We start from the raw sequence: 25234 nt of genomic DNA on the forward strand, positions 1-25234 counted from the left end.
ATGTTGACTTCGACTGCTCACCACCAAGATAGCCTTTTGAGAAAGATTGGAATAAGTCCAAAATTCAAGGTGGGCGCAAACACTCGCGGGGGTATCACGGGATCGTGTTCACGACGTGATTCGCCGCAGATGCGCCGCCGGGGTAGCTTTCCCATCGTGGACATTTGCCCATGATGGTTTGGGGGGAGTTGGTCGCATGTTGTTGAAGGTCCGCGCCGCATCGGAAGCCCGCGAGGACGAGGTCACGCCCCGCGCGCTGTTCCTGTCCCGCCGTTCGGTCATCGCGGGGGGCGCCGCCGCGCTGGCGGTCGGCGGCATGGCCCCGCTGCTGTCCGGCCCGGCCTTTGCCGCCCTCGACGCAAAGACGACGGTGCAGCCGCCGGACGCCAAGATGGACCCGGTCACGCCGCAGAAGTCGGCGACCACCTACAACAATTTCTACGAGTTCGGCACCGGCAAGACCGACCCGTCCGAATACGCCGGCACGCTGAAGACCCGCCCGTGGGAGGTCGTGGTCGACGGCGAGGTCGGCAAGCCCATGACCTTCGGCATCGAGGATCTGCTGAAATTCCCGCTGGAGGAGCGCATCTACCGCCTGCGCTGCGTCGAGGCCTGGTCGATGGTGATCCCCTGGGTCGGCTTCCCGCTGGCGGAGGTCCTGAAGCGTGTGGAGCCGACAGGGGCCGCCAAATACGTCGCCTTCCGGACGCTGCACGACCCGGCGCAGATGCCCGGCCAGCGGTTGGGCGTGCTGAACTGGCCCTACACCGAGGGTCTGCGGCTGGACGAGGCCATGCACCCGCTCGCCATCCTGGCCGTGGGCATGTACGGCGACGTGCTGCCGAACCAGAACGGCGCGCCGATCCGGCTGGTGGTGCCGTGGAAGTACGGCTTCAAGTCGATCAAGTCCGTCGTGCGGATCACGCTGACGAAGGACCAGCCGCCGACCGCCTGGAACCGCTCCCAGCCCTTCGAATACGGCTTCTACGCCAACGTGAACCCGGACGTGGACCACCCGCGCTGGAGCCAGGCGAACGAGCGCCGCGTCGGCGACTTCTTCCGGCGCAAGACCTTGGCCTTCAACGGGTATGGCGAGGAGGTCGCCTCGCTCTACTCCGGCATGGACCTGCGGAAGTATTTCTGAGATGGCGACCGGGATCAGGCAGACCGTCTCCGCGGCGCTGATGTCGCGCTGGGCGAAGCCGGCGGTGTTCGTGGCGGCCCTGCTGCCGATGGCCTGGACCTTCTGGCTCGCCGGAACCGGCGGGCTGGGGGCGGAGCCGATCGCGGAGGGCGTGCGGCAGACCGGCCTGTGGGCGCTGAGATTCCTGCTCATCGCGCTGGCGGTGACGCCGTTGCGGCAGCTGACCCGCGTGCCGGCGCTGGCGCGCTTCCGGCGCATGATCGGGCTATTCGCCTTCGCCTACGCGCTGCTGCACGTGCTGACCTACGTCGGCATCGACCAGTTCTTCGACTGGGCCGCGGTGTGGAAGGACATCGTCAAGCGCCCCTACATCACCGTCGGCATGGGCGCCTTCGTGATCCTGACCGCGCTGGCGGCGACCTCCACCAACGGCATGGTCAAGCGGCTGGGCGGGCGGCGCTGGCGTGCGCTGCACAAGACGGTGTTCGCCGCCGGGCTGGCCGGCTGCTTCCATTATGTGATGCTGGTGAAGGGCTGGCAGATCCCGCCCTTCGTCTATCTCGCGGTCTTCGCCGGGCTGGTCGCGCTGCGGCTGGCCTGGGCCTCCCCCTGGAGGATAGCGGTTCGGGCCGGCCGGCAGCCTATCTTCAGTCGCTCCGGAGGCGACTGAAACGGGGAACGATGCGGGTACGCGTGATCGTCAACAAGGGCGGCGGAACGGTCAAGGGATCGGATGCCGACGACTTCGCCGGGACGCTGGCGGAGCTTTTCCGGAAGAAGGGCGTCGAGGCCTCCATCATCATGGCCGCGGGCGACGATCTGCGGCAAGCGATGGAGGAGGCCCGGCGGGAGGCGGAACAGGCGCGGCTGGACGCCGTCGTGGTGGGCGGCGGCGACGGCACGATCAGCGCCGCCGCGGGCGTGCTCGCCGGCGGCGCGGTGCCGCTCGGCGTGCTGCCGCTCGGGACGCTCAACCATTTCGCCAAGGATCTGGGGCTGCCGCTCGACCTGGAGGGGGCGGTCGGCGTCATCGCCGACGGGGCGGTGCGCGCCGTGGACGTGGCGGAGGTCAACGGCCGCGTCTTCGTGAACAACTCCTCCATCGGTCTTTACGCCGACATGGTGGCCGACCGGGAGCGGCAGCAGGACGACACCGGGCGCGGCAAGTGGCCGGCGCTGGCCGTCGCGGGCCTGCGCGTGCTGCGGCGTTTCCCCTTGCGGCGGCTGTCCATCTGTGGGGAGGGCTGGGCACGGCCCTGCAAGACGCCCTTCGTCTTCGTCGGCAACAACAGCTACGACCTGAGCCTGTTCAACCCCGGCGGACGCGCGGCGCTGGACCGGGGCGAGCTGTGCCTCTACGTGCTGGATCATCGCAGCCCGTGGGGGCTGCTCTGGCTCGGTATGCGGGCCGCCGTGGGGCGGCTGGACCAGGAACGGGATTTCGACCGGATGGCGGTGAAGGACGTCGAGATCCGCTCCGACGCCCACCGCTTGCGAGTCTCCTTGGACGGCGAGGTGGAGAAACTCAGCCCGCCCTTGCGCTACCGCACCCGGCCGAAGGCGCTCCGCGTCCTCGCGGCCGGGGATTGAGGAGGCATCAGACGGCGGCGATGGAGGAAGCGGCGACCGAGGTGGTGGCGGGCGCGGCGAACAGGCTGTAGCCCTCGCGCTGATCCCGCAGGTTGGCCAGCAGGTCGACCAGGCTGTCGCGGACGAAAGGATTGACCGTCTCGTCCATCTTCTTCTGCACGGTGGCGATGAATTCGTCCAGGATGTTCAGGTGGACGGAAGCAGCGGCGACGACGTCGTTCGAGAAGATCGGAGACTTCATAATGACTAACTCCCGATGTTTGTTTGGTTGAGTGTTCGTCCTTGCTGAAGCCATTGAGCCATTTTTCGGGTTAACGAGGTGTTAAGATCGCCATTTGGGCATAGGTAGAATGGTGATTACCTCGATAGTGTAGTCGTGACTGCGGCGGGGGTGCGCCGGCCGGCTGGTCGTTTGGACAAGCCCCTCTCCCGCCCCGGGAGAGGGAAGGGGCCCACGCAAAGCGTGGGAAGGGTGAGGGTCGTGCGCGGAGAGCGCGCTGATTCTTGGCGGTACCCTCACCCGGCCCTCCGGGCCACCCTCTCCCGGGACGGGAGAGGGATTTGGCGCCAACTGCGATCCCCATTGGACGTACACCAAAGGCCTATTGGCCGGCGCGCGGCGTCCAGCTATAACGGGCGCCCTGTTTTTCACGGCTAGGTTGGGAGGGATCCGCATGCGTTCGACGTGCCTGCCGATGCTGCCCCTTCCGCCCTCTTAAAAAATCCCGGCCGCTTTTCTTAAAGCCGCCGAGCTTTCCGGACACCGCTGTTTCGATTGGACGGCGCCCCCTGGCGCCGGATTAGGGATCATGCCGCTTTTCAAACGCAACGGCCGGGCGGACGCCATCCGCACCGTCCTCGCCTTCACGTTCCGTCATTGGCGCCGGCAGCGGCTGCGGGTGGCCGGCATCGCCGGGGCCATCGCGCTCTCCACGCTGGCCGACGTGTTCATGCCCTTCTTCGCCGGGCGGCTGGTGGACGCGCTGACGATGCTCACGGGCGAGCGGGAGGCGGCGCGCGACGCCGCGCTGACCGCTTTCGCCGCCATGGTGGCGCTGGGGGCCGCGATGGTCGTGATGCGCCATGTCGCGTGGAGCGGCGTGATTCCGCTGTCGCTGCGGATCATGGGCGACGTCGGGCGGGACGCCTTCCACCGCGTCCAGCGCTTTTCCACCGACTGGCACGCCAACAGCTTCGCGGGCTCCGTCGTACGCAAGATCACGCGCGGCATGTGGGCGCTCGACACGCTGGACGACACGCTTCTGCTTGCGCTCTGGCCGTCGCTCGTCGTGCTGGTCGGCACCATGGTGATGCTGGCGCTGCATTGGCCGGTGATGGGGCTGGTGATCGCGCTCGGCACGCTGGTCTACGTGTCGATGACCGTCTTCTTCTCCACCGCCTACATCGCGCCGGCCGCGCGCCTGTCCAACGCCTGGGACACGCGGCTGGGCGGCACGCTGGCCGACGCCGTCAGCTGCAACGCCGTGGTCAAGGCCTTCGGCGCGGAACCGCGCGAGGACGAGCGGCTGGCCGCCGTGGTGGAGAAGTGGAGCCGCCGCACGCGCCGCACCTGGACCCGCCATACCCGGCACAGCACGGCGCAGCTGACGGTCCTGCTGCTCATCCGCAGCGGCGTGGTCGCGACGGCGCTCTGGCTGTGGTGGGTGGGGCAGGCGACGCCGGGCGACGTGGCCTATGTGCTGACGACCTATTTCGTCGTGCACGGCTACCTGCGCGACATCGGCATGCACATCAACCACCTCCAGCGCGCGGTCAACGAGATGGAGGAGCTGGTCGACCTCCACGACGAGCCGCTGGGGGTGGAGGACCGTCCGGACGCGCGGCCGATCCGTATCGGGGCTGGCGAAGTGCGGTTCGACGACGTCACCTTCCTCTACGGCGGGCACACGACGCCGCTCTACCGCGACCTGTCGGTCACCATCCGGGCCGGCGAGCGGGTGGGGCTGGTCGGCCCTTCGGGGTCGGGCAAGACGACCTTCGTGAAGCTGATCCAGCGCCTCTACGACGTGACGGAGGGCCGGGTGCTGATCGACGGGCAGGACGTGGCGACGGCGACGCAATCCTCCCTGCGCGGCCAGATCGCCATCGTCTCGCAGGAGCCGATCCTGTTCCACCGCTCGCTGGCGGAGAACATCGCCTATGGCCGGCCCGGTGCCTCCATGGCGGAGATCGAGCGGGCGGCCCGGCTCGCCAACGCGCACGACTTCATCGCGCGGCTGCCCAAGGGCTACGCCACGCTGGTGGGGGAGCGCGGGGTGAAGCTGTCGGGCGGGGAGCGTCAGCGGGTGGCGCTGGCCCGCGCCTTCCTGGCCGACGCGCCGATCCTGATCCTGGACGAGGCGACCTCCAGCCTCGATTCGGAATCGGAGGCGCTGATCCAGGAGGCGATGGAGCGGCTGATGGAAGGGCGCACGGCGATCATCATCGCCCACCGCCTGTCCACCGTCCGCACGCTGGACCGCATTCTGGTCTTCAACCACGGCCGCGTCGTGGAGGAAGGCACGCACGCCGCCCTGCTGTACCGCCCCAACGGCCTCTACCGCCGCCTGTTCGAACAGCAGGCCGGGGCGGGCGGGGACCGGAAGGTGGGAAATCTCAACGGGTGAGCAGTTTGCCCTTTCACCGTCATTCCCGCGAAAGCGGGAATCCAGGCCGTTCCTTGCGCTCGGCCGGGAAAAGTTCTGGATGCCAGCCTTCGCTGGCATGACGGTGAATGAGGTGGTTGCGGTTTGTTAGGCGGGGCGTTACTGCCGTCCCCCCAGCGAGGTCATGGATCCCTCGGTGTGGAAGGGCGGGAGTGTGTGCGCTTCCGCCACGGTGATGTCCTTCAGCACCAAGCGGTTGTCGTCGGTGACGGTCCGGATGCGGGTGATGGGGATGGCCACCTTGCGGTCCGGCGAGCCCTCTTCCGTCACGACGATGTCCTGCGGGGCGCGGCAGCGGTCGAGCGTCACGTCCCACACGGTGCCGACGGGCCGGCCGTCGCTGCCCGTCACGACGCGGTCGATCAGGTCGTCCAGGTCGGACAATTCCTCACCGCCGACGACCGGCAGTTGGTCCGGGCTGGGGCAGGCCGCCGCGGCGGTCGCCCAGGGGGTTGAGAGGCTGACCAGGGTCGCCAGGATCCCGGCGGCGATTGCGCGCATGTCCGTCTCCTCTCGATGTCCTTACACACCTACAACGCGATTCGGCGCCGTGGGTTGCCTGGGAGCTGTCACAATTTGGAGACGGGTTCGAAGATTTTTCGCCGCACGGCCGATTACCGATGGACATTGCGCAAAATAAGTGCAAGCGGCACGGCCGCTGCGGAGATCAGCATCAGCACGAAGAAGACGTCGATGTAGGCCCAGAATCCGGCCTGCGTCTGCACCTGCTGGCCGATGTAGGCGATGGCCTGCCCCGGCGCGTCGGCCGCGTTGCCGGCCGTCGCGAAATAGTTCGTCACGGTCTGCAGGGTGGTCTGATAGGCCGGGTTGGACGGCACAACATGCTCGACCAGCCGGCTCTGGTGGAACTGTTCGCGGTAGGCCAGGACGTTGGCGGCGACCGACACGCCGATGGAGCCGCCGACGTTGCGCGCGACGTTGATCATGGCGGAGGCCTGATCGGTCTTGTCCGGCGGGATGCCGTTGTAGGAGGCCGTGGTGATCGGAATGAAGATCAGCGGCAGGCCGAGCCCGATGAAGATGCGCGACCAGGCGAAGAACCAGAAGGTCGCGTCGGCGTAGAGGTTGGTGAGGTCCCACATCGCCAGCGCGACGATCCCCGCACCCACGGCGATCAGGTATTTCGGCTCCACGATGCCGGTCAGGCGGCCGACCACGAACATCATCATCATGGTGACCAGCCCGCCCGGCGACAGGGCCATGCCCGCCCAGGTCGCCGTGTAGCCGTAATATTGCTGGAGCAGCTCCGGCAGGAACTGCGTCGTCGCGATCAGGATGGCGCCGGTCGCCATCATCACCAGGAAGCAGGAGCCGAACTGCCGCGTGGCGATCATGCGGAGGTCCATCACCGGGTTCTTCCGCGTCAGCTCCCACGGGATCATCAGGCAGAAACAGGCCACGCAGATGATCGTGAAGACGATGATGAAGCTGGAGCCGAACCAGTCCTCCGTTTGGCCGCGGTCGAGCACCATCTCCAGCGAGCCCAGGAAACCGGCGACCAGCAGGAAGCCGACGAGGTCCAGCCGGATGCCCTGGCGCTTCAGCGTCTCCCGCTCCTCGATGGCCGATTTCGGCTCCTGCACCAGCATCGCCACCAGCGCGAAGGCGAGGACGCCGACCGGGCCGTTGATCAGGAAGCACCAATGCCAGGAGTAATTGTCCGACAGCCAGCCGCCCAGCGTCGGCCCGACCACGGGTGCCACCACGACGGCCACGCCGAAGATGGCGAAGGCCTGCCCGCGCTTGGCCGGCGGGAAGGAATCGGCGAGGATCGACTGCGAGATCGGCACCATGCCGCCCCCGGCGAAGCCCTGGAACACGCGGAAGACCAGCAGCGATTCCAGGTTCCAGGCGAAGCCGCAGAGGATGGAGCTGACGGTGAACAGCCCCAGGCAGCCGAGATAGAAGCGCTTGCGCCCGTAACGCTTCGCGATGAAGCTGCTGGCCGTCAGCACGATGGCGTTGGCGACGAGGTAGGTCGTCACCACCCAGGACGCCTGGTCGGTGCTGATCGCCAGCGTGCCGGAGATGTAGCGCAGCGCCACGTTGGCGATGGTGGTGTCCAGCACCTCCATGAAGGTGGCGATGGAGACGACGACGGCGATCAGCCACGGGTTGTGCGCCCCGGCCGCGCCCGCAGGACTGTCGCTCATCGCACGGTGACCGTGGGCACGACGGACATGCCGGGACCGATGGCGACGTCGGTGGGCCAGCCGTCCACCGTGATCTTCACGGGCACGCGCTGCACGACCTTGATGTAGTTGCCGGTCGCGTTCTCCGCCGGCAGAAGCGAGAAGGCGGTGCCGGAGCCGGGCTGCACGCTGTCCACGTGCCCGGTGATCGTGTGGTCGGGGTAGGCGTCGATGCGGACCTCCACCGGCTGGCCGGGGCGCATGTCGGTGATCTGCGTTTCCTTGAAGTTCGCGGTCACCCAGGTCTCGTCGGGGACGAACATCGACAGGCTCTGGCCCGCCTGGGCGTACTGTCCCTTGGCCGCACCCAGCCGGACGATGCGGCCGGCCTGCGCGGCCGTGACGGTGGTGTAGGACAGGTTCAGCTCCGCCTGGTCCACCTGGGCCTTGGCCTGGGCCAGTTCGGCCACCGCGCTCACCCGCTGCGCCTCCAGGCTGCCGACCTGCCGCTGCGCCGCCGTCTGGCCGGCCTTGGCGCGGGCGAGGTTGGCCTGCTGCTGCCTCAGGTTGGACGCGGACTGCTGGTACTGCTGCACCGTGCCGCTGCCGCGGGACTTCAGATCCTCGTAGCGGGCGGCGTCCTCCTCGGCGAAGCGCAGGGCGGCCTGGGTTTGCTCGACCTCCGCGGCGGCCTCCTCGATCTGCGCGCGCTGGGCGGCGATCTGGGCGTCCACGTTGTCGATGGCCGCCTGGGCCGCGCTCACCTTCGCCTTCGCCTGCTCCAGCGCGGTCTGGTAGTCGCGCGGGTCGATGGTGAAGAGCGTGGCGCCGGCCTCCACATGCTGGTTGTCGGTGACTGCCACGGCGGTGACGTAGCCGGAGACCTTGGGCGCCACGGCGAACTGCCGCGCGTCCACGAAGGCGTCGTCCGTGGTCTCATAGGGCCGGATGTTGGTGCGCCAGTAGAGATAGCCGCCGACGATGGCGAGCGCCATGACCACCAGCCCGATGCCGATGGCCAGCGGGTGGCGCTTCAGGAATCCGGGCTTCTTCTGGTCGTCGGAGGAATGTTTTTCGGCTGGCTTGGTGTCGGACGCGTGGGCGTGTTCGGGGCCGGGGGCGGTGCGCGCGTCCCCGCGCTGCAAGTCATCGGGCATGTTGGGGTCTTCCGCCGGATCGGGGCTTGTCGACCAAAACAACGAACGTCGTAGGACATTGTTTCCATACCCCGTTGCAATCGCTTTGATGGCAGAAGCCCCTATGCCGATGCGCGGCGCCGGAGGTAGTGTGCGCCACCCTTCGGAGCCCGCGATGACCCCGCCGCCAGACACGCTGAAGCCCTCCAGCTCGGACACCCCCACGGACGAGCAGCACCGCGCCATCCAGGCCATCGACGCCTGGTACGCGGACCCGAACGCGCAGCAAGTCTTCTGGCTGGCGGGGGAGGCCGGGACCGGCAAGACCAAGACCACCGTCTTCGCGCTGGAGCATCTGCAGGACCGCCGGCGCCTGCGCGACTTCGTGGTCGGCGCGCCGACGGGCAAGGCGGCCCAGGTGCTGCGCCGCAAGGGGCTCGACCAGGCCTCGACGCTGCATTCCCTGATCTACGCGCCGCGGGTGGACGAGGACACGGGGGATCTGCTGTTCGCCCGCCGTTCGGAAGGGTCCTTCGTGGACGCCGACCTGATCGTCTGCGACGAGGGCTCCATGGTCGGCGACGACGTGGCCGGCGACCTGATCCGCTCGGGCAAGAAAATCCTGATGATCGCGGACGACTACCAGCTGCCGCCGGTGTCGGGCCAGGGCACGCTGACCAGCGGCCAGCCCGACTTCCGGCTGGTGGAGCCACACCGCACCGCGCGGGAAAGCCCGGTGATCCGGCTGGCCCACCTGCTGCGCCGGCAGGAGCTGCCGCGCCGCTTCGGCTCGGTGGGGAAGGTCCATGTCCTGCCGATGACCCGCCAGACGGAGGTGCTGGCGACCCGCGTGGACACCCAGACCATCTGCGGCACCCACCGCGTCCGCACCGCCTTTACCAAGCGCATCCGCTCCGGCCACGGCTTCGAGATGGTCATGCCGCAGGCGGGGGAGCGGGTGATCTGCCGGCGCAACCACAAGGACGAGGGGCTGTTCAACGGCATGATCGGCACGCTGACCCGCCCGGCGACGGAGGCGCGCGGCAAGAACGACGGGTTGTGGTCGCTGGGCGTCCATATGGAGGACGAGGTGCGCTCGCGCAGCAAGGTCATCGTCCATCCCGGCCTGTTCGAAGCGCATTACACGGGGGAGCCGGCGCCGACGCGGGTGGACAAGAACGTCCAGCTGTTCGATTGGGCGTGGCTGATCACCTGCCACTCCGCCCAGGGATCCGAGTTCCCGTCGGTCACCGTGCTGGACGATTCCAACGCCTTCCGGGAGCACAAGTGGCGCTGGCTCTACACCGCCGTGACCCGGTCGCGGGAGGAGCTGGTGCTGCTGCTGCGCAACGCCGACCTCGGCGGCCCCTGGTCCATGCCGCAGTTCGACGCGGCGTAGGGAGCCTGGGGCGCGCTCCCGCGTTTCCCTTGGGTGTTGCGGGAGGATCCCATGCCCAAGGCGAAAGCCGCCCCCAAGGACGACGCCGTCACGGTCGCCGGCATCGCCGTCACGCACCCCGACCGGCTGCTGTGGCCGGCGGCGGGGGTGACCAAGCGCGATTTGGCCGACTATTGCGTCGCGGTCGCCGACCGGCTTCTGCCGCAGGTCGCCAACCGTCCGCTGACCCTGCTGCGCTGCCCGGGCGGCAGCGAGGGGGAGTGCTTCGTGCAGAAGCATCCCTGGCCCGGCCTGTCCAAGGCGGTGCGGCGCCTGCGCGATGGAGACGACGAGTGGCTGGTCGTGGACGACGCGGCCGGCCTTGTGGCGCTGGTGCAGATGGGCGTGCTGGAGTTCCACCCCTGGGGCGCCACGGCGGACGACCTGGAGCACCCGGACCGCGTCGTCTTCGACTTCGACCCGGATGAGGGCGTGCCCTGGGCGCGGGTGGTGGAGGGGGCGAAGGCCGTCCGCGCCCGGCTGGACGGGATGGGGCTGCAAAGCTTCCTGAAATCCACGGGCGGGAAGGGGCTGCACGTTGTCATCCCCATCGAGCCACACGCGGGGTGGGAGGCGGTGAAGGCCTTCGCGCACGGGATCGCGGAGCGGCTGGTGGACGACGCGCCCGACCGCTACACGACCAACCCGCTGAAGGAGGCGCGGCACGGGCGCGTGTTCCTGGACCACCTGCGCAACAGCCGCGGGGCCACGGCGGTGGCGGCCTTTTCACCGCGGGCGCGGGCCGGCGCGCCCATCGCCGTTCCGCTGGCGTGGGAGGCGCTGGGCGATGATCCGGCGACCGTCCGGCGCGTTCTGACGGACCCGCCGGCCGACACCCCCTGGCCGGACTTTTCCAAGCTGCATCAACGGCTTCCGGGCTGAGGAAACGGCGCACCGCCACTTATGCGCACTGGTGCGCCGGGGCTAGTCGGGTAGAATAATGTTCCTGTTTTGTTCATAACTGCAGGACGCCGATCCGGCGTTTCCGACTGTTTTCCTCGCGACCAACCCGACCGGAATGACCCGACATCTGCGAACCCATCAGCGGGCGCTCGACAGCGTCGTCCGCGCCATCGCCGCCGGTGACTCCCCGGTGCGCGACATCCTGGCCGCCGTGACGCCCGGCGGCGGCAAGAGCCTGCTTCCCGTCATCGCGGCGGCCCGCCTGATCGCCGCGGGCATCGTGGACCGCGTGTGCTGGATCGTGCCGCGCGACAGCCTGCGCCTCCAGGCTGAGGAGGCCTTCGCCGACCCGACATGGCGCACGGCCATCGGCCACGCCGTCACGCTCCGCGCCGCCGACAACGGCCCGGACCTGTGCCGCGGCCTGGACGGCTACGTCACCACCTACCAGGCCGTCGCGGCGGCCCCCGACCTGCACCTGTCCGAGATCCGCCGCCACCGCTACCTCGTCGTCGTGGACGAGTTGCACCATCTGCCGGCCCTGTCCGACCTCGACCCCCTGACCGCGGAGGAGGCGGAGACGGCCTGGAGCCGCGCGGTGGCCCCGATGCTGGAAAGCGCCACGGCCCGCCTGCTGATGTCCGGAACGCTCCAGCGGGCCGACGGGCGGGCGATCCTGCGGCTCCCCTACCGCCGGCCGCGCGGATTCAGGCGTGTGCGGGAGATCGACTTCGAGGCGCCGGGCTGGGCGGTGGTCGGCTACAGCCGCCGGCAGGCGCTGGCCGAACGCGCGCTGATCCCCGTGACCTTCGGCGCGGTGGATGGGGAGGCGGAGTGGATCGGCGGCGCGCGCACCCGGCGCGTCGCCTCGCTCGCCAACGCCCGGCGGATGGCGCGGGACGCGCTGTTCACCGCGCTGCGCACCGAATACGCCGACGCGATGCTGCGCATGGCGTTTGATGCCTGCCGCAAGCGGCGCGCGGAGCGGCGGATCGACCTCGGCCTCGGGCCTACGGACTCCGCCCCGGGGCTCGGCAAGCTGCTGGTCGTGGCGCCGGACCAGACGGCGGCGTGGCGCTACGCGGCCACGCTCCAGGCCTGGGCCGGCGGTCAAGACATCGTGCGCGTCGCGGTCAGCAGCGCGCCCGACCCGCACGGCACCATCGCGGAGTTCCGGCTGCGCCCCGACCCGTCGGTGCTGGTCACCGTCGGCATGGCCTATGAGGGCATGGACTGCCCGGAGATCAGCCACGTCGCCTGCCTGACCCACATCCGCTCCCGCGGCTGGCTGGAGCAGATGGTGGCGCGGGCCACCCGCTTCGACCCGCTGGGCGGCGCCTACGAACGGCAGCAGGCGGTCGTCTACCACCCCGACGACCCGATGTTCCGCTCCTTCCGCACGGCCATCGAGACGGAGCAAGGCGTGCGCGCCGACCTGCCGGCCGGGATGCCGGGGGAAGGTGGGGAGGCCGTGCCGGAGGGTGACCTTGCGGCGGTGGCGGCCGAAACCGGCGAGGAAGCGCCGGGCGAGGCCGCGCTCGCCTCCTGCGACGCCCCGCCGGAGGAGGTGGCGGAACGGCCCGGCCGCGTGATCGTGCCGCTGCGCTCCAGCGCGACGGAGGTGCGCTTCGACACGCTGGCGCCCGGCCCGGACCTTGGGCCGGTGGTTGGGCGCGGGGGCGGACCGACGCCCTCCATGCTGGAACGCAGCTTGCGCGACCGCATCGGCCAGATGGTCGCCGCCCAGGTGGTGGAGGACGAGGACGCGGGGATCGGAGCCGCGCGCCGGGGCCTCGGCTACCACGCCTACAACGCGGCGCTGCGCCGGGTGCTGGGCAAGAGCCGGGCGACCATGACTCTGGACGAGCTGGAGGCGGCGGTCGGCTGGCTGGAGCGCAACCGGATCAGTGACCACCTGCACCGCATCGCCGGCGACCCGCAGTTCCGCTGGTCGAGCCGGCGCCGCCGGGCGTGATTGATCACCCTCTGAGAGGGCGGTTGCGTCCGGCCTCCGGCGGCTTGCGGGGCGGCAGCGGGGGCGGGCCGGCGACCTCTTTTCCCTCCCCGAAATAGCCCTGCGCCGCAGCGACGACCGAGCGCCAGGGGCGCTCGAAGGGCAGGGGCGGCCAGCCGCCCTGGAACAGGCCGGAGATCATCCAGCCGGCCAGCAGGGTCACGGCAAGCTGCTCCGAAAAGCCGCCCGTCTTCAGGATCGGCAGGGCGAAGTTGCGCCGCCGCTTGATCGGCCACAGCAGCGGCAGCCCGGCCGGCGTCAGCAGGTCCCCCGCGAGATGCGTCAGGTAGCCGACCAGGAAGGGGATGATGATGTGAGAATAGGCCGCGTGCTCATGCAGGAACCACAGGCAGGCGGCGATGGCGAGCGTGGAATGCGTGATGCCGCGGTGCCCGAAGATGGCGGAGACCAGCAGCGACAGCGGCTTCACCCACTGGCCCAGCGTCGATTTCGGGTGGTCGATGTCCGGGGCCAGGGAACCTAGGATCGCCACCCCGAAGGCCGCCGCGTCGAACGGCATGCCGAGCCGCGTCGACACGTAGAACCACGTCGCTCCACCGACGATGATGTGGGACGAGGCCATCACGGGCGGTCACCCCGCGGCACGCGGTGGGGCACACGCCGAAACGGCGCGCAATGCCTGTGCCCATGTGATCACGTCGATGCCGTCCGCCCATGAAAGTCCCGGATCCTGACATTAGGACAAAAGTCTGCGCCACACAATTGTTGCGCGAGAAGGAGGGATTCCCGGGAAGCATAGCGTCCATGCGCCGGCAGAAATTGGATGTTTCATAAAAAGCCGTCATTCCCGCGAAGGCGGGAATCCAGGGCACATCAGCCGCTTCACCGCAACGCTTCCTGGATCCCAGCCTTCGCTGGGATGACGGGGAGAGTGAGTGGGCGCACGTTGCTTGAGGTCACTCGTGGTAAGGGCCGATGTTCCTACGGCAGCGTCCCCTGCGGAAGGTTTTCCCGGAAGACGATGTCGATGCGCGGGGCCTCGATGCCGTGGGTCGCTTCGCGGCCGGCGCGCAGGTTGGCGAAGACGGTGGCGCAGCTCAGCATGGCGCCGCGCGGGTCCTGGGTCAGCACCGCGTCCATGGTGCCGTCGATCAGCATCCCCCGCGTCTCCGGCGTCAGGCCGTGGCCGACGAACACCACGTCGCGCTCCCGCCGCGCCTCGCGCAGGGCGCGGGCGACGCCGCCGGGGGCGCCGCCGATGTTGTAGATGGCCGCGAGGTCGGGGTGGTGGCTCAGCAGCGTGCGGGCTTGGCGGTAGCTTTCCCCCTCGTCGTCGTGCGCCTCGCGCAGGCCCAGCACCTCCATGTCGGGGGCGGCCTCGCCGAGGTAGGCGAGGAAGCCGAACTCACGCTCCTCGTGCGCGCGGTAGCTCAGGCTGCCGGCGATCATCGCGACCTTGGCCGGGGCGACCTTGGCCGGACGGCGGCCGACGAAGCGCGCGATCAGGTGCCCGGCGGTGCGGCCGGCCGCACGGTTGTCCAGCCCGATGTAGGCGACCCGGCGGCAGTTCAGCACGTCGGAGATCAGCGTCACGGTCGGCACGTTGCGCTCCGCCAGTTCGTTCACCGCCTCGCGCACCGCGGGGTGCTCCAGCGCCATGAAGGCGATGCCGTCCACCTTGCGCCAGTGCTGGAGCAGGCTGCGCGCCAGCAGTTCCGGGTTGAAGCTGTTGATGAACTCCACCTGCGCCTTCAGCCCATAGGGGGCCAGCGCCGCCTCCGACGCGCGGATCAGCTGGCCGAGCCCGGTCAGGAAGCGGTTGGTGCCGGCGGGCAGCAGGAACACGGTCCGCATCGGCTTCGGCGCCATGGCCGCGCGCAGGTCCGATTCCGGGATGTAGTCCAACTCCGCCGCGGCCTTCATCACGCGCTGCACGGTGGCGGCGCGCACGCCGGGCCGGTTGTTCAGGACGCGGTCCACCGTCGCCGTGGACACGCCCGACAGCCGCGCGATGTCGGCGATCCTCGGCAGGCCGCGCTGGCCCTCAATCGGATTTTCTCCGGTCGCATCCACATCATCACGCATCATTGATGCACCATCAAAAAACATCAAAAAACGCATTTGACCCAGAATGTTCGAAGACTTACCGTCCAGCGAACAATCACGCTAGGGCATCAAAGTACATCAGTGATGCCGGGGAGGAAAGCATGAACCACCTGTCGCGCCGCTCCATGCTCAAGGCACTGGCATCCGCCCCGGCGGCGGGCGCGCTGGCCGCCGGCACCGGTGCTCTCATCGGCATGCCGGGCATCGCCCGCGCTGCGGAGTATGAGCTGAAGTACGGCAACAACCTGCCGCTGACCCACCCGCTGAACGTCCGCGCGCAGGAAGCGGCCGACCGCATCGCCAAGGAGACGAACGGGCGGGTCAGCATCCAGATTTTCCCGAACAACCAGCTTGGCGGCGACACCGACATGCTGTCCCAGGTGCGCAACGGCGGCATCACCTTCTTCACGCCGTCGGCGCTGGTGATCGCGACGCTGGTGCCGGTGGCGGCGATCAACGCGGTGGGCTTCGCCTTCTCCGACTACAGCCAGGTCTGGGCGGCGATGGACGGCAAGCTGGGCGGCCACGTCCGCAACGCCATCTCCAAGGTCGGGCTCTACGCCTTCGAGAAGATGTGGGACAACGGCTTCCGCCAGATGACCAGCGGCGCCAAGCCCATCGAGACCGCGGCCGACATGAACGGCCTGAAGATCCGCGTGCCGGTCAGCCCGCTCAGCATCGCGATGTTCAAGGCCCTGTCGGCGGCCCCGGCCAGCCTGCAGTTCAGCGAGGTCTATTCGTCGCTCCAGACCCGCATCGTCGACGCGCAGGAAAACCCGCTGCCGATCATCCAGGTCGCCAAGCTGTACGAGGTGCAGAAATACTGCGCCCTGTCCAACCACATCTGGGACGGCTTCTGGTTCATCGCCAACGGCCGCGCCTGGAACGGCCTGCCGCCGGACCTCCAGAAGATCGTGGCGGGCGCCATCAACGACGCCGGCATGAAGCAGCGTGAGGACATCAAGGCGCTGAACCAGTCTGTGCAGGCCGACCTTCAGTCGAAGGGCCTGACCTTCAACCAGCCGTCGCCCGACAGCTTCCGCGCCAAGCTGCGCGACAGCGGCTTCTATTCGGAATGGAAGGGCCGGTTCGGCGACGAGGCCTGGGGCCTGCTGGAAAGCGCCGTTGGCAAGCTCGCCTGACGCCCCCCCTGATGCTGCCAAGGTGAAGCACACTCCAGCGGAGGAGCGCGCGACCATGCGTGAAGCGACCCTGAATGACGTGACCAGCGCCCCCGCCGGGTCGGTGGCGTACTTTGCCGAGCGGTTCGACCGCGGGCTGGCGGCATTGATCGAGGCGGTGGCGGCGCTGCTGGTGCTCGTCGAGATCGGCGTGCTGCTGACCGGCGTGGTGGCGCGCTACGTCTTCCATGCGCCGATCGTCTGGTCGGACGAGCTGGCCTCCATCCTGTTCCTCTGGCTGTCCATGCTGGGGGCGGTGGTGGCGCTGCGGCGCGGCGAGCACATGCGGATGACCGGCATGCTCGGCTTTGCCGGCCCGCGCACCCGCGCGCTGCTGGAGACGCTGGCGATCACCGTGCCCGTCGCCTTCCTGGGCATGATCCTGCACCCCGCCACCGACTATGCGATGGAGGAGCAGTTCATCGTCACGCCGGCGCTGGAGATCTCCAACGCCTGGCGGGCGGCGGCGCTGCCCACCGGCATCGCGCTGATGCTGGTGGCGGCGCTGACGCGGCTGATGCGGCTGCGCTCGCCGAAGCTGGTCGGGGCGGCGGTGGCGCTGACCGCGGCGGTGGCCGGGCTGTTCTGGCTGGCCGGCCCCGTGTTCAAGCCGTTGGGCCAGCTGAACCTGATCATCTTCTTCGTCGGCGTGGTGGCGGCCAACGTCTTCGCCGGCGTGCCCATCGCCTTCTCCTTCGCGCTGGCCACCTTCGGCTATCTGGGGCTGACCACCACGACGCCGATGCTGGTGATGGTCGGCCGGCTGGACGAGGGCATGTCGCACCTGATCCTGCTGGCGGTGCCGCTGTTCATCTTCCTGGGCCTGCTGATCGAGATGACCGGCATGGCGCGGGCGATGATCCAGTTCCTTGCCAGCCTTCTCGGCCATGTGCGCGGCGGTCTGTCCTACGTGCTGATCGGGGCGATGTACCTCGTCTCCGGCATCTCCGGCTCGAAGATCGCCGACATGGCGGCCATTGCGCCGGTGCTGTTCCCGGAGATGAAGAAGCGCGGCGCCGCCCCCGGCGACCTCGTGGCCCTGCTGTCGGCGACGGGCGCGCAGACGGAAACCATCCCGCCCTCCATCGTGCTGATCACCATCGGCTCGGTGACGGGCGTGTCCATTGCGGCGCTGTTCGCGGGCGGCCTGCTGCCGGCCGTGGTGCTGGGCGCCGCACTCTGCGCCGTCGTCTGGTGGCGCTACCGGCACGAGGATCTGAGCCATGTCGAGCGGACCCCGAAGAAGGAGATCGCCCGGCTGGCCGTGGTGGCCCTGCCCGCCATCCTGCTGCCCTTCGTCATCCGCGCCGCGGTGGTCGAGGGTGTCGCGACGGCGACGGAGGTGTCCACCATCGGCATCGCCTACGCGACGCTGATGGGGCTGCTGGTCTACCGCCAGTTCGACTGGCGGCGCATCACGCCGATGCTGGTCGAGACCGCGTCCCTGACCGGTGCGATCATCTTCATCGTCGGCTGCGCCACCGCCATGGCCTGGGGCCTGACGCAGTCCGGCTTCTCGCGCGATCTGGCGCGCTGGATGGCTGGCATCCCCGGCGGCGGCTACGGTTTCCTCGCCATCTCCATCGTCGCCTTCATCATCCTGGGCAGCGTGTTGGAGGGCATCCCCGCCATCGTGCTGTTCGGCCCGCTGCTGTTCCCCATCGCCCGCGAGGCCGGCGTGCACGAGGTGCACTACGCCATGGTGGTGATCTTCGCCATGGGCATCGGCCTGTTCGCCCCGCCCTTCGGCGTCGGCTACTACGGCGCCTGCGCCATCAGCAAGGTGCACCCGGACGAGGGCCTGAAGCACATCTGGGGCTATGTCGCCGCCTTGTTGATCGGGCTGGTCGTCGTGGCCGCCGTTCCCTGGATTTCCACCGGCTTCCTGCCCTTCTGACGGACCCGAAGCCGGTCCCCTTTTTCCTTCGAGGAGCATCGCATGAGCCGATTTTTCGGCGAGATCCGGCAGGCCGGCTATGTCGTGGACGACATCGAGGCCGCCATGGATTACTGGAGCAGCACGCTCGGCATCGGCCCGTGGTTCTACAACGAGCGCGTTCCGATCAAGAACTACACCTACCGCGGCGAGTCCTACGAGCCGCACAACTCCGTCGCGCTGGCCAACTCCGGCCCCTTGCAGATGGAGCTGATCCAAACCCGCAACGACGCGCCCTCCATGTACCGCGACTTCCGCCGGGCCGGGCGCACCGGACTCCAGCACGTCGCCTACTGGACGCAGGACTACGACGCCGACCTGGCGCGCCTGACCGCGCAGGGCTTCAAGGCGGTGATGAGCGGCGAGGTGGGCGAGCGCGGCCGCTTCGTCTATTTCGACACCGAATACCACCCCGGCACGGTCATCGAGCTGTCGGAGGTCGCCGGCCCCAAGGGCAAGATGTTCGACCTGATCCGCGAGGCCTCCATCGGTTGGGACGGCAAGGACCCGGTCCGTCCCTTCCCCGACCTCAGCCGGCTGTGAGCGGCGCCATGACTCCGGATCGGTTGGAGGCCGACTACCTGATCGAGACCCCGCTCGATCCCGCCAAGGTGGCCGAGGTGATGGCCGGGGAGCAGTCCTGCGGCACCTTCACCCGCGTGCATGGGGAGACGGACGACCTGCGCGCCCGCGCCCGCGCGGTGGTGGAACGGATCGAGGAACTGCCCGCGGCCGATACGCCCAGCCTGCCCAATTCCTGGCTGGAGCGGAAGAAGCAGCCCGGCCCCTGGCGGCGGGCCAAGGTCACCATCTCCTTCCCCACGGCCAACATCGGCGCCAACCTGCCGACCCTGGCGGCGACGGTGGCCGGCAACCTGTACGACCTGGGCGAGGTCACCGGCCTGCGGCTGGAATCCGTCCGCGTTCCCGCCGCCTACCGCGCCGGATTCGACATGCCGCGGCACGGCGTGGCCGGGACACGGCGGCTGACCGGCGTGGCGGAGGGGGCGCTCGTCGGCTCCATCATCAAGCCGAACGTCGGGTTGTCGGCGGAGGAGACGGGGGAGCTGGTCGGGCAGCTCTGTGCCGCCGGCCTGGACTTCATCAAGGACGACGAGATCTCCGCCGATCCCGTCCACGCGCCGCTGGCCGAGCGGATCCCCGCGGTGATGGCGCGGGTGCGCCGCCACCAGGACCGCACGGGCAAGCACGTGATGGTCGCCTTCAACATCACCGACGAGACCGACGCCATGCGCCGCCACGCCGATCTGGTGGAGCGGGAGGGCGGCAGCTGCGTGATGGTCAGCCTGAACTGGTGCGGCTTCTCCGCCGTGCAGACCCTGCGGCGGAGCACGGGGCTGGCGCTGCACGGCCACCGCAACGGCTTCGGGGCGTTTTCGCGCCACCCCATGCTCGGCATCGGCTTCGACGCCTATCAGGTGCTGTGGCGGCTGGCCGGCGTGGACCACATGCACGTCCACGGCCTCCAGGGCAAGTTCGCCCAGCCGGACGCGGAGGTGATCGACGGCGCGCGGGCCTGCCTGACGCCGTTGACCGACGGTGGCGACGACCGCGTGATGCCGGCCTTCTCCTCCGGCCAGTGGGCTGGCACGGTGCCGGTGACCTGGGACGCCGCGGGCACCGACGACCTGCTGTTCATGGCCGGCGGCGGCATCATGGCCCACCCGGACGGCCCGGCTGCGGGCGTCGCCTCCATCCGGCAGGCCTGGGCAGCCGTCCGGGCGGGCACCAGCCTGCCGGACGCCGCGCAAAGCCAGCCGGAGCTGAAGCGCGCGTTGGACTTCTTCGGGGCGAAGCCGTGACCTTGCGCTATGGCCCCCGGTTCGCTTGGTACGGGGATGATTTCACCGGCGCCACCGACACGCTGGCGACGCTGGCGAAGGCGGGGCAGCGCGCGCTGCTCCTCCTCGGCATCCCCGACGCGGCGCGGCTGGCGTCGCTCGGCGATCTCGACGCGCTGGGCATCGCCGGGGCCGCGCGCACCATGAACCCCGAGGCCATGCGGGCCGAACTGGAGCCGGTCGGGCGCTTCTTCGCCGGGCTCGGCGTGCCGGTGATGCATTACAAGTGCTGCTCCACTTTCGACAGCGCGCCGCATGTGGGCAGCATCGGCGCGGCTGTGGCGGCGCTGCGGCCCTTTTTCCCCAACCGCTTCCTGCCCATCGTCGGCGGGCAGCCGAACATCGGCCGCTACTGCCTGTTCAGCAATTTGTTTGCTGCGGCGGGTACCGGCGGAACCGTGCACCGCATCGACCGCCATCCGACGATGAGCCGGCACCCGGTCACCCCGATGGCGGAGGCTGACCTGCGCCGGCACCTCGCCGCGCAGGGGCTGGACGGGCTGGGGGCGCTCCATTATCCGGATTACGACTTGGCCCCGCCGGCGCTCGACGCGCGGCTGGACGGGCTGGTGGAGAGCGGGGAGGGCGGCGTGCTTCTGGATGTCGGCAGCCCGGCGCATTTGGAGCCGGTCGGCCGCCTGATTCACGAGCGCGCGCAACGCGCCACGCTCCTCGCCGTCGGGCCGAGCAGTGTCGCGCAGGCGCTGGCGACGCAGTGGCGGGCGGGCGCCGTTTCGGATGGCGGGCTGGCGCCGGCCTCCGGGCCGGTCTTCGTAATGGCGGGCAGCCTGTCGCCGGTCACGCGGCGGCAGGTGGAGGCCGCCGCTTCCTTCGAGCGTATCCCGGCCGACGCCGGCCGGCTGTGCGGAGACCCCACCTATGCGGCGGCCTTGCTGGAGCAGGTCGCCGGCCTCCTGCGGGCCGGGCGCCATGCGCTGGTCTGGACGGCGCCGCCGGACGGAAACGCGGACACGACGCAGGCCGCGGCCGTGGCCGACGCGACGGCGGCCTTCATCGCGGCGGTGGTGCGTGCCGTGCCGCTGCGCCGCATCGGCATCCTGGGCGGCGACACGTCGAGCAAGGCGGTGGCGGCGCTCGGCTGCTGGGGATTGTCCTACGTGACGACGCTCTCGCCCGGCGTGACGGTCAGCCGCAGCCACAGCGCGGACGCAGCCGCGGACGGGCTGGAGCTGATGCTGAAGGGCGGGCAGATGGGCAGCGAGGATTTGTTGGAGCGGTTGGTTCGGGGGTGAGTTGAGTGGTCGCGTCGGGCCCCCACCCTAACCCTCCCCCACCTTCGGCGAGGGAGGGGACTGCCGCCGCGCGTCCCTGAAAGCCCTCCCCCGCGAAGTGGGGGAGGGTTGGGTGGGGGCCCGACGCGACCACTCCCCCCTCCACCCACTACCCCCATCACACCCGGTAATACTGCACCAGTCCCACCAACCCCTCACCAAGGTCGTTCAGGTTGGCGGCGGCGCCTTCCAGCTGGCGGGTGCCGGCGGCGGTCTGGGTGCCGGCGTCGCGGATGTTCTGCATGGCGCGGGTGACCTGCTCCAGGCCGATCTGCTGCTGGTTGGTGCCGGCGACGATCTGCTGGAAGGCGAGCAGGCTTTCCTGGACGCTCTCGGCGAGATCGCGGATGGTCGCCTGGGTGGCGTCGGTCTGCCGCTTGCCCGCACCCACGCGCTTGACCGCCTCCTCGGTCAGCATCACGGACGCGTTGATGCCGTGCTGGATCTCGCTGAGGTTGGAGCGGACCTGCGCGGTGGCTTCCTTGGCCTGGTCGGCCAGGCTCTTGATCTCGCTGGCCACCACGGCGAAGGTGCGGCCGTGCTCGCCGGCCGCCGCGGCCTCGATGGCGGCGTTGAGCGCCAGCAGGTGGGAACGCTCGGCGATGTCGTTGACGGTCAGGATGATCTCGCCGATCGCCTGCGTGCGCTCCGACAGCAGGACGATGTTTTCCGCCACCGCCTCGGCCTGCTCGCGGATCGCGTCCATGGCCTGGTTGGTGTCCTCCACCGCCTTCAGCCCGGTCTCGCTGGTCGCCGCCGCGGCCTGCGCGTTCTCCGCCACGCCCTGGGCGCGGCGGTTGATCTGAGCGCCGGACTCGGTGATCTCGCTCAGCGTCGCCGTGGTCTCCTCCACCGCGGCCAGCTGCTGCGCCACGCTCGCCGCCTGCTGCTGCGTGGAGGCGCGGATCTGCGCCGTTGCCGCGTGCATGCTCTCCGCCGTCGCGCGGGTGGAAGACGCGACGGTGCGCAGCTTCGCCGCCATGTCGTTGAGATAGCGGCCGAGCGTCGCCAACTCGTCGGAACCCTCCGCGGCGACCTGCTGCGTCAGGTCACCGTCCCGCACCTGCCCGGTCAGCCGGACGGCCCGGCGCAGGCGCGCGGTGATCGAGCGGCTGGTCAGGAAGGCGATGGCGATGGCGACCACGATCGCCACGATGCCGGCGATCACGGCGGATTCGATCAGTTCCCGCCGGAGCTGCCGGATGCGGTCCTGGCCGGCTTGCGCCAGCCCCTCGCTGATCTGGCTGCCGTCGGTGATGTTGGTGTCGATGACCGCGCGCATCGCGGTCAATTGCGGCTGCACGGCGCGCGCGTCGTCCACACGCCCCTGGAGGAGCTTGTCGAACATCGGGATGGCGTCCTTCTGGACCCGCTGGAAGGCGTCGCGCAGGCGGCTGGAGCGGTCGATCATCTCCTTCCACAGCCGCTCCCGCGCGCTGGAGATCGGAGCGCCCGCGCTGGTGACGGCCAGCGTGTGGAGACGGTCCACCAGCCCGTTCACCTTCTCGCTTTCGGCGATGTAGCCCTGCTGGAGCAAGATCACGTCCGGGAGCCGGTTTTCAGCCCTGGCGATCACCGCTTCGGCGACGGCGCTCTCCCGCTGGCTGCGCAGGTCCGACTGGAGCACGGCGATTTCCTTCAGCAAAGCCGCCGCTTCGATGTCGTGGTTGGAAACATCCTCGACGACGCCCAGAACCCGGTCCACCCGGTTCGCTTCGTAGAGCAGGGGCAGGACAACGAGGCAACACATGACACCAAAGCCGATGCTCAGCTTTTGCGCGATCTTCACAGCGGGTCCTCATTCAGCAGCTTCGGCAGTCTTAGCACCGATTGGGACTGCCCACTATGGCCGGGGAACGGCTTTTACTTTTGGATGGGCATAGATCGTCTGTCCGAGTCTGCCGGCGCCTGCCCAGAAAAAAAGCCACGCGCAGCGATGCGCGTGGCCGGAGTCTAGGGAGGAAACGCCCTATGAGAGCGTGCTGCGCAGGGCAGCGGGGTCACCATAACCGGGTGTGTCCCGACCGTCCACGGTTTCGTGTAATCGTTTTCAGGACCCTGTTATGCGGCGGCCTTGACGGCGACCACGGCCGGGCGCTTCAGCAGGCGCAGCGCGACGGCGGTGGTCACCGTGCCGACGAGGATGGCCACGACGTAGCCGGCAAGGTGGGTGACCGCGTTGGGGATGGGCAGCACGAAGACGCCGCCGTGCGGCACCTTCAGCTCCGCCCCGATGCCCATGGAGATGGCGCCGGTCAGGGCGGCGCCCAGCACCAGCGCGGGGATGACGCGCAGCGGGTCGCGGGCGGCGAAGGGGATGGCGCCCTCCGTGATGAAGGCGACGCCCAGCACGGCGGCGGCGTTGCCGGCCTCCCGCTCCTCGGCGGTGAAGCGGTCGGCGAACAGCTTGGTGGCGAGCGCGAGGCCCAGCGGCGGCACCATCCCCGCGGCCATGGCGGCGGCCATGGGGGTGTAGACCTGGCTGGCGATCAGGCCGGTGGAGAAGGCGTAGGCCGCCTTGTTGACCGGGCCGCCCATGTCGAAGGCCATCATCGCGCCGATCAGCAGGCCGAGCAGGATGGCGCTGCTGCCCTGCATGCCCTTCAGCCAGGCGCTGAGCACGGCCAGCGCCTCGGCCACCGGGGTGCCGACCACGTAGATCATGGCGAGGCCGGTGATCAGCGACCCCAGCAGCGGCAGGATCAGCACCGGCTTCAGCCCTTCCAGATTGCGGTGCAACCGGATGTGCCGGTTCAGCCAGGACGTTACATAGCCGGCAATGAAACCCGCGGCGATGCCGCCCAGGAAGCCGGCGCCGAGGTTGGCGGCCAGCAGGCCCCCGACCATGCCCGGCGTGATGCCCGGCCGGTCGGCGATGGAAAAGGCGATGTAGCCGGCCAGCGCCGGCACCATCAGCGCGAAGGCGCCCTTGGCCCCGATCTGGAACAGGGCGTGGCCCAGCGTGCCCTGCTGGCTGTCCTCGAACACGTAGATGCCGCCGAGCGCGAAGGCGATGGCGATCAGCAGGCCGCCGGTCACCACGAAGGGCAGCATGAAGGACACGCCGGTCATCAGGTGCTTGTAGGGACCGCTGCGCTGGGCCGCGCGCTCCGCCTTGCCGGCGGCGACCGCCTCCGTCAGGTGGGGCGAGGTCCCGGCCGTCGCGGTGCCGTAGGGGCTGGCCTCCGCCAGGGCGCGCTCGATCAGGGCGCGGCCATCGTTGATGGCGGGCTTGGTCCCGCTGCGGAACAGGCGCTTGCCGGCGAAGCGGCTGAGGTCGACCTGCGTGTCGGCAGCGATCAGCACGAGGTCGGCGTCGCGGATCTCGTCGTCGGTCAGCGTGTCGCGGGCGCCGACCGACCCCTGCGTCTCCACCCGCACCTGATGGCCCAGCGCCGCCGCCGCCTGCTGGATTCCCTCCGCCGCCATGAAGGTGTGGGCGATGCCCGTCGGGCAGGAGGTGATGGCGACGATGCGGCGTGCGCCGGTCGCGGCCGGCGCCGCTGCGGGGGCTGTTGCCGACGTGGAAGCTGCGGAGAGCGCCTGCTCCAGCACCGCGCGCGCGTTGCCCAGCACGGCGTCGAGCGCCGCCGCCGTGCGCTTCAGCCCGGCGAAGCGTTCCTCGCCCAGGTCGCCGGAGCCGACCAGGATGACTCCCTGCGCGCGCTCCGCCGCGTTGGCGGGCAGGCCGTTGCGGATGCCGAGGCTGGTGCGCACCTCCACCTCGATGCTGTGGCCGAGCGCGGCGGCGGCCTTGCGCAGGGCCTCGGCGGCCAGGACGGCCTGGGTGCTGAGGTCGCCCGCGGCGACCACGGCCAGCATATTCGCCATCTTTTCCTCCCGGGCGGAGAC

20 protein-coding genes are annotated in these 25234 nt (G+C 69.6%); 12 read left to right on the forward strand and 8 right to left on the reverse strand.

Going from position 1 to position 25234, the window contains the following annotated elements; genetic code table 11:
• Nucleotides 1–196: 196 nt before the first annotated feature.
• The 3 genes from msrP to J2851_RS12005 are packed head-to-tail and all read left to right on the forward strand — an operon-like array spanning nucleotide 197 to nucleotide 2734.
• The gene (gene msrP, locus J2851_RS11995) at nucleotides 197–1144 is read left to right on the forward strand and encodes a protein-methionine-sulfoxide reductase catalytic subunit MsrP (protein WP_209766505.1); all 948 of its coding nucleotides are present in this window, start codon (nucleotides 197–199) and stop codon (nucleotides 1142–1144) included.
• Nucleotide 1145: 1 nt separating this feature from the next.
• Nucleotides 1146–1814 (forward strand): protein-methionine-sulfoxide reductase heme-binding subunit MsrQ, encoded by a 669-nt coding sequence (locus J2851_RS12000; RefSeq protein ID WP_209766506.1) that lies wholly within the window; start codon nucleotides 1146–1148, stop codon nucleotides 1812–1814.
• A gap of 11 nt (nucleotides 1815–1825) precedes the next feature.
• Complete coding sequence (locus J2851_RS12005) at nucleotides 1826–2734, forward strand: diacylglycerol/lipid kinase family protein (RefSeq protein ID WP_209766507.1); 909 nt, start codon at nucleotides 1826–1828, stop codon at nucleotides 2732–2734.
• Between the two features lie 7 nt (nucleotides 2735–2741).
• On the opposite strand, the gene J2851_RS12010 is transcribed toward J2851_RS12005, so the two are convergent.
• Nucleotides 2742–2975 carry a hypothetical protein gene (locus J2851_RS12010; RefSeq protein ID WP_209766508.1) on the reverse strand — a complete coding sequence of 78 codons (234 nt, stop codon included), beginning with the start codon at nucleotides 2973–2975 and terminating at the stop codon, nucleotides 2742–2744.
• 568 nt (nucleotides 2976–3543) lie between these two features.
• On the opposite strand from J2851_RS12010, the gene J2851_RS12015 reads away from it, so the two are divergent.
• The gene (locus J2851_RS12015; RefSeq protein ID WP_209766509.1) at nucleotides 3544–5361 is read left to right on the forward strand and encodes an ABC transporter ATP-binding protein; all 1818 of its coding nucleotides are present in this window, start codon (nucleotides 3544–3546) and stop codon (nucleotides 5359–5361) included.
• A gap of 138 nt (nucleotides 5362–5499) precedes the next feature.
• On the opposite strand, the gene J2851_RS12020 is transcribed toward J2851_RS12015, so the two are convergent.
• The 3 genes from J2851_RS12020 to J2851_RS12030 all read right to left on the reverse strand — a co-directional run bounded on the left by J2851_RS12020 (nucleotide 5500) and on the right by J2851_RS12030 (nucleotide 8710).
• On the reverse strand, nucleotides 5500–5901 hold the full coding sequence (locus J2851_RS12020) for a PRC-barrel domain-containing protein (RefSeq protein WP_209766510.1): 402 nt from the start codon (nucleotides 5899–5901) through the stop codon (nucleotides 5500–5502).
• 113 nt (nucleotides 5902–6014) lie between these two features.
• Nucleotides 6015–7574 (reverse strand): DHA2 family efflux MFS transporter permease subunit, encoded by a 1560-nt coding sequence (locus tag J2851_RS12025; RefSeq protein WP_209766511.1) that lies wholly within the window; start codon nucleotides 7572–7574, stop codon nucleotides 6015–6017.
• Complete coding sequence (locus tag J2851_RS12030) at nucleotides 7571–8710, reverse strand: HlyD family secretion protein (RefSeq protein WP_209766512.1); 1140 nt, start codon at nucleotides 8708–8710, stop codon at nucleotides 7571–7573. The genes J2851_RS12025 and J2851_RS12030 overlap by 4 nt, the downstream gene beginning before the upstream one ends.
• A 154-nt stretch (nucleotides 8711–8864) precedes the next feature.
• Here J2851_RS12030 and J2851_RS12035 point away from each other — a divergent pair, with 154 nt between their 5' ends.
• The 3 genes from J2851_RS12035 (at nucleotide 8865) to J2851_RS12045 (ending at nucleotide 13005) form a co-directional block, all read left to right on the forward strand.
• The gene (locus J2851_RS12035) at nucleotides 8865–10088 is read left to right on the forward strand and encodes an ATP-dependent DNA helicase (RefSeq protein ID WP_209766513.1); all 1224 of its coding nucleotides are present in this window, start codon (nucleotides 8865–8867) and stop codon (nucleotides 10086–10088) included.
• A 51-nt stretch (nucleotides 10089–10139) separates the two neighbouring features.
• A complete protein-coding gene (ligD, locus tag J2851_RS12040) occupies nucleotides 10140–11009 on the forward strand; it encodes a non-homologous end-joining DNA ligase (protein ID WP_209766514.1) in 870 nt (289 codons plus the stop codon).
• Between the two features lie 136 nt (nucleotides 11010–11145).
• Nucleotides 11146–13005 carry a DEAD/DEAH box helicase gene (locus J2851_RS12045; RefSeq protein ID WP_209766515.1) on the forward strand — a complete coding sequence of 620 codons (1860 nt, stop codon included), beginning with the start codon at nucleotides 11146–11148 and terminating at the stop codon, nucleotides 13003–13005.
• A 4-nt stretch (nucleotides 13006–13009) separates the two neighbouring features.
• Here the strand turns inward: J2851_RS12045 and J2851_RS12050 are convergent, their stop codons facing one another.
• Nucleotides 13010–13627: a metal-dependent hydrolase gene (locus J2851_RS12050; protein WP_209766596.1), complete on the reverse strand. Its 618-nt coding sequence runs from the start codon at nucleotides 13625–13627 to the stop codon at nucleotides 13010–13012.
• 359 nt (nucleotides 13628–13986) lie between these two features.
• Nucleotides 13987–15093 (reverse strand): LacI family DNA-binding transcriptional regulator, encoded by a 1107-nt coding sequence (locus tag J2851_RS12055; protein ID WP_246500595.1) that lies wholly within the window; start codon nucleotides 15091–15093, stop codon nucleotides 13987–13989.
• A 119-nt stretch (nucleotides 15094–15212) separates the two neighbouring features.
• Here J2851_RS12055 and J2851_RS12060 point away from each other — a divergent pair, with 119 nt between their 5' ends.
• From J2851_RS12060 to J2851_RS12080, 5 genes are read left to right on the forward strand one after another with little or no spacing between them, the layout of a single operon-like run.
• Nucleotides 15213–16253, forward strand: a complete 1041-nt coding sequence (locus tag J2851_RS12060; RefSeq protein ID WP_209766516.1) for a TRAP transporter substrate-binding protein — start codon at nucleotides 15213–15215, stop codon at nucleotides 16251–16253.
• A 55-nt stretch (nucleotides 16254–16308) separates the two neighbouring features.
• A complete protein-coding gene (locus tag J2851_RS12065; protein ID WP_209766517.1) occupies nucleotides 16309–18189 on the forward strand; it encodes a TRAP transporter large permease in 1881 nt (626 codons plus the stop codon).
• Between the two features lie 42 nt (nucleotides 18190–18231).
• The gene (locus tag J2851_RS12070) at nucleotides 18232–18771 is read left to right on the forward strand and encodes a VOC family protein (RefSeq protein ID WP_209766518.1); all 540 of its coding nucleotides are present in this window, start codon (nucleotides 18232–18234) and stop codon (nucleotides 18769–18771) included.
• 8 nt (nucleotides 18772–18779) lie between these two features.
• On the forward strand, nucleotides 18780–20051 hold the full coding sequence (locus J2851_RS12075) for a ribulose-bisphosphate carboxylase large subunit family protein (RefSeq protein WP_211114300.1): 1272 nt from the start codon (nucleotides 18780–18782) through the stop codon (nucleotides 20049–20051).
• Nucleotides 20048–21343, forward strand: a complete 1296-nt coding sequence (locus J2851_RS12080; RefSeq protein WP_209766520.1) for a four-carbon acid sugar kinase family protein — start codon at nucleotides 20048–20050, stop codon at nucleotides 21341–21343. The genes J2851_RS12075 and J2851_RS12080 overlap by 4 nt, the downstream gene beginning before the upstream one ends.
• Before the next feature lie 157 nt (nucleotides 21344–21500).
• On the opposite strand, the gene J2851_RS12085 is transcribed toward J2851_RS12080, so the two are convergent.
• Nucleotides 21501–23132 (reverse strand): methyl-accepting chemotaxis protein, encoded by a 1632-nt coding sequence (locus J2851_RS12085; protein WP_209766521.1) that lies wholly within the window; start codon nucleotides 23130–23132, stop codon nucleotides 21501–21503.
• A 311-nt stretch (nucleotides 23133–23443) separates the two neighbouring features.
• Nucleotides 23444–25213, reverse strand: coding sequence for a PTS fructose transporter subunit IIC (locus J2851_RS12090; RefSeq protein ID WP_209766522.1), 1770 nt, complete (start codon nucleotides 25211–25213; stop codon nucleotides 23444–23446).
• Between the last annotated feature and the right edge of the window lie 21 nt (nucleotides 25214–25234).

The sequence above is a fragment of the Azospirillum rugosum genome, assembly GCF_017876155.1.
In the GTDB taxonomy this organism is placed as follows: Bacteria; Pseudomonadota; Alphaproteobacteria; order Azospirillales; family Azospirillaceae; genus Azospirillum; species Azospirillum rugosum.

Excerpts from the sequence above, each read along its gene's own strand:
- msrP (WP_209766505.1), top strand. The coding sequence starts at position 197 with ATGTTGTTGAAGGTCCGCGCCGCATCGGAAGCCCGCGAGGACGAGGTC.
- J2851_RS12000 (WP_209766506.1), top strand. The coding sequence starts at position 1,146 with ATGGCGACCGGGATCAGGCAGACCGTCTCCGCGGCGCTGATGTCGCGC.
- J2851_RS12005 (WP_209766507.1), top strand. The coding sequence starts at position 1,826 with ATGCGGGTACGCGTGATCGTCAACAAGGGCGGCGGAACGGTCAAGGGA.
- J2851_RS12010 (WP_209766508.1), bottom strand. The coding sequence starts at position 2,975 with ATGAAGTCTCCGATCTTCTCGAACGACGTCGTCGCCGCTGCTTCCGTC.
- J2851_RS12015 (WP_209766509.1), top strand. The coding sequence starts at position 3,544 with ATGCCGCTTTTCAAACGCAACGGCCGGGCGGACGCCATCCGCACCGTC.
- J2851_RS12020 (WP_209766510.1), bottom strand. The coding sequence starts at position 5,901 with ATGCGCGCAATCGCCGCCGGGATCCTGGCGACCCTGGTCAGCCTCTCA.
- J2851_RS12025 (WP_209766511.1), bottom strand. The coding sequence starts at position 7,574 with ATGAGCGACAGTCCTGCGGGCGCGGCCGGGGCGCACAACCCGTGGCTG.
- J2851_RS12030 (WP_209766512.1), bottom strand. The coding sequence starts at position 8,710 with ATGCCCGATGACTTGCAGCGCGGGGACGCGCGCACCGCCCCCGGCCCC.
- J2851_RS12035 (WP_209766513.1), top strand. The coding sequence starts at position 8,865 with ATGACCCCGCCGCCAGACACGCTGAAGCCCTCCAGCTCGGACACCCCC.
- ligD (WP_209766514.1), top strand. The coding sequence starts at position 10,140 with ATGCCCAAGGCGAAAGCCGCCCCCAAGGACGACGCCGTCACGGTCGCC.
- J2851_RS12045 (WP_209766515.1), top strand. The coding sequence starts at position 11,146 with ATGACCCGACATCTGCGAACCCATCAGCGGGCGCTCGACAGCGTCGTC.
- J2851_RS12050 (WP_209766596.1), bottom strand. The coding sequence starts at position 13,627 with ATGGCCTCGTCCCACATCATCGTCGGTGGAGCGACGTGGTTCTACGTG.
- J2851_RS12055 (WP_246500595.1), bottom strand. The coding sequence starts at position 15,093 with ATGATGCGTGATGATGTGGATGCGACCGGAGAAAATCCGATTGAGGGC.
- J2851_RS12060 (WP_209766516.1), top strand. The coding sequence starts at position 15,213 with ATGAACCACCTGTCGCGCCGCTCCATGCTCAAGGCACTGGCATCCGCC.
- J2851_RS12065 (WP_209766517.1), top strand. The coding sequence starts at position 16,309 with ATGCGTGAAGCGACCCTGAATGACGTGACCAGCGCCCCCGCCGGGTCG.
- J2851_RS12070 (WP_209766518.1), top strand. The coding sequence starts at position 18,232 with ATGAGCCGATTTTTCGGCGAGATCCGGCAGGCCGGCTATGTCGTGGAC.
- J2851_RS12075 (WP_211114300.1), top strand. The coding sequence starts at position 18,780 with ATGACTCCGGATCGGTTGGAGGCCGACTACCTGATCGAGACCCCGCTC.
- J2851_RS12085 (WP_209766521.1), bottom strand. The coding sequence starts at position 23,132 with ATGTGTTGCCTCGTTGTCCTGCCCCTGCTCTACGAAGCGAACCGGGTG.
- J2851_RS12090 (WP_209766522.1), bottom strand. The coding sequence starts at position 25,213 with ATGGCGAATATGCTGGCCGTGGTCGCCGCGGGCGACCTCAGCACCCAG.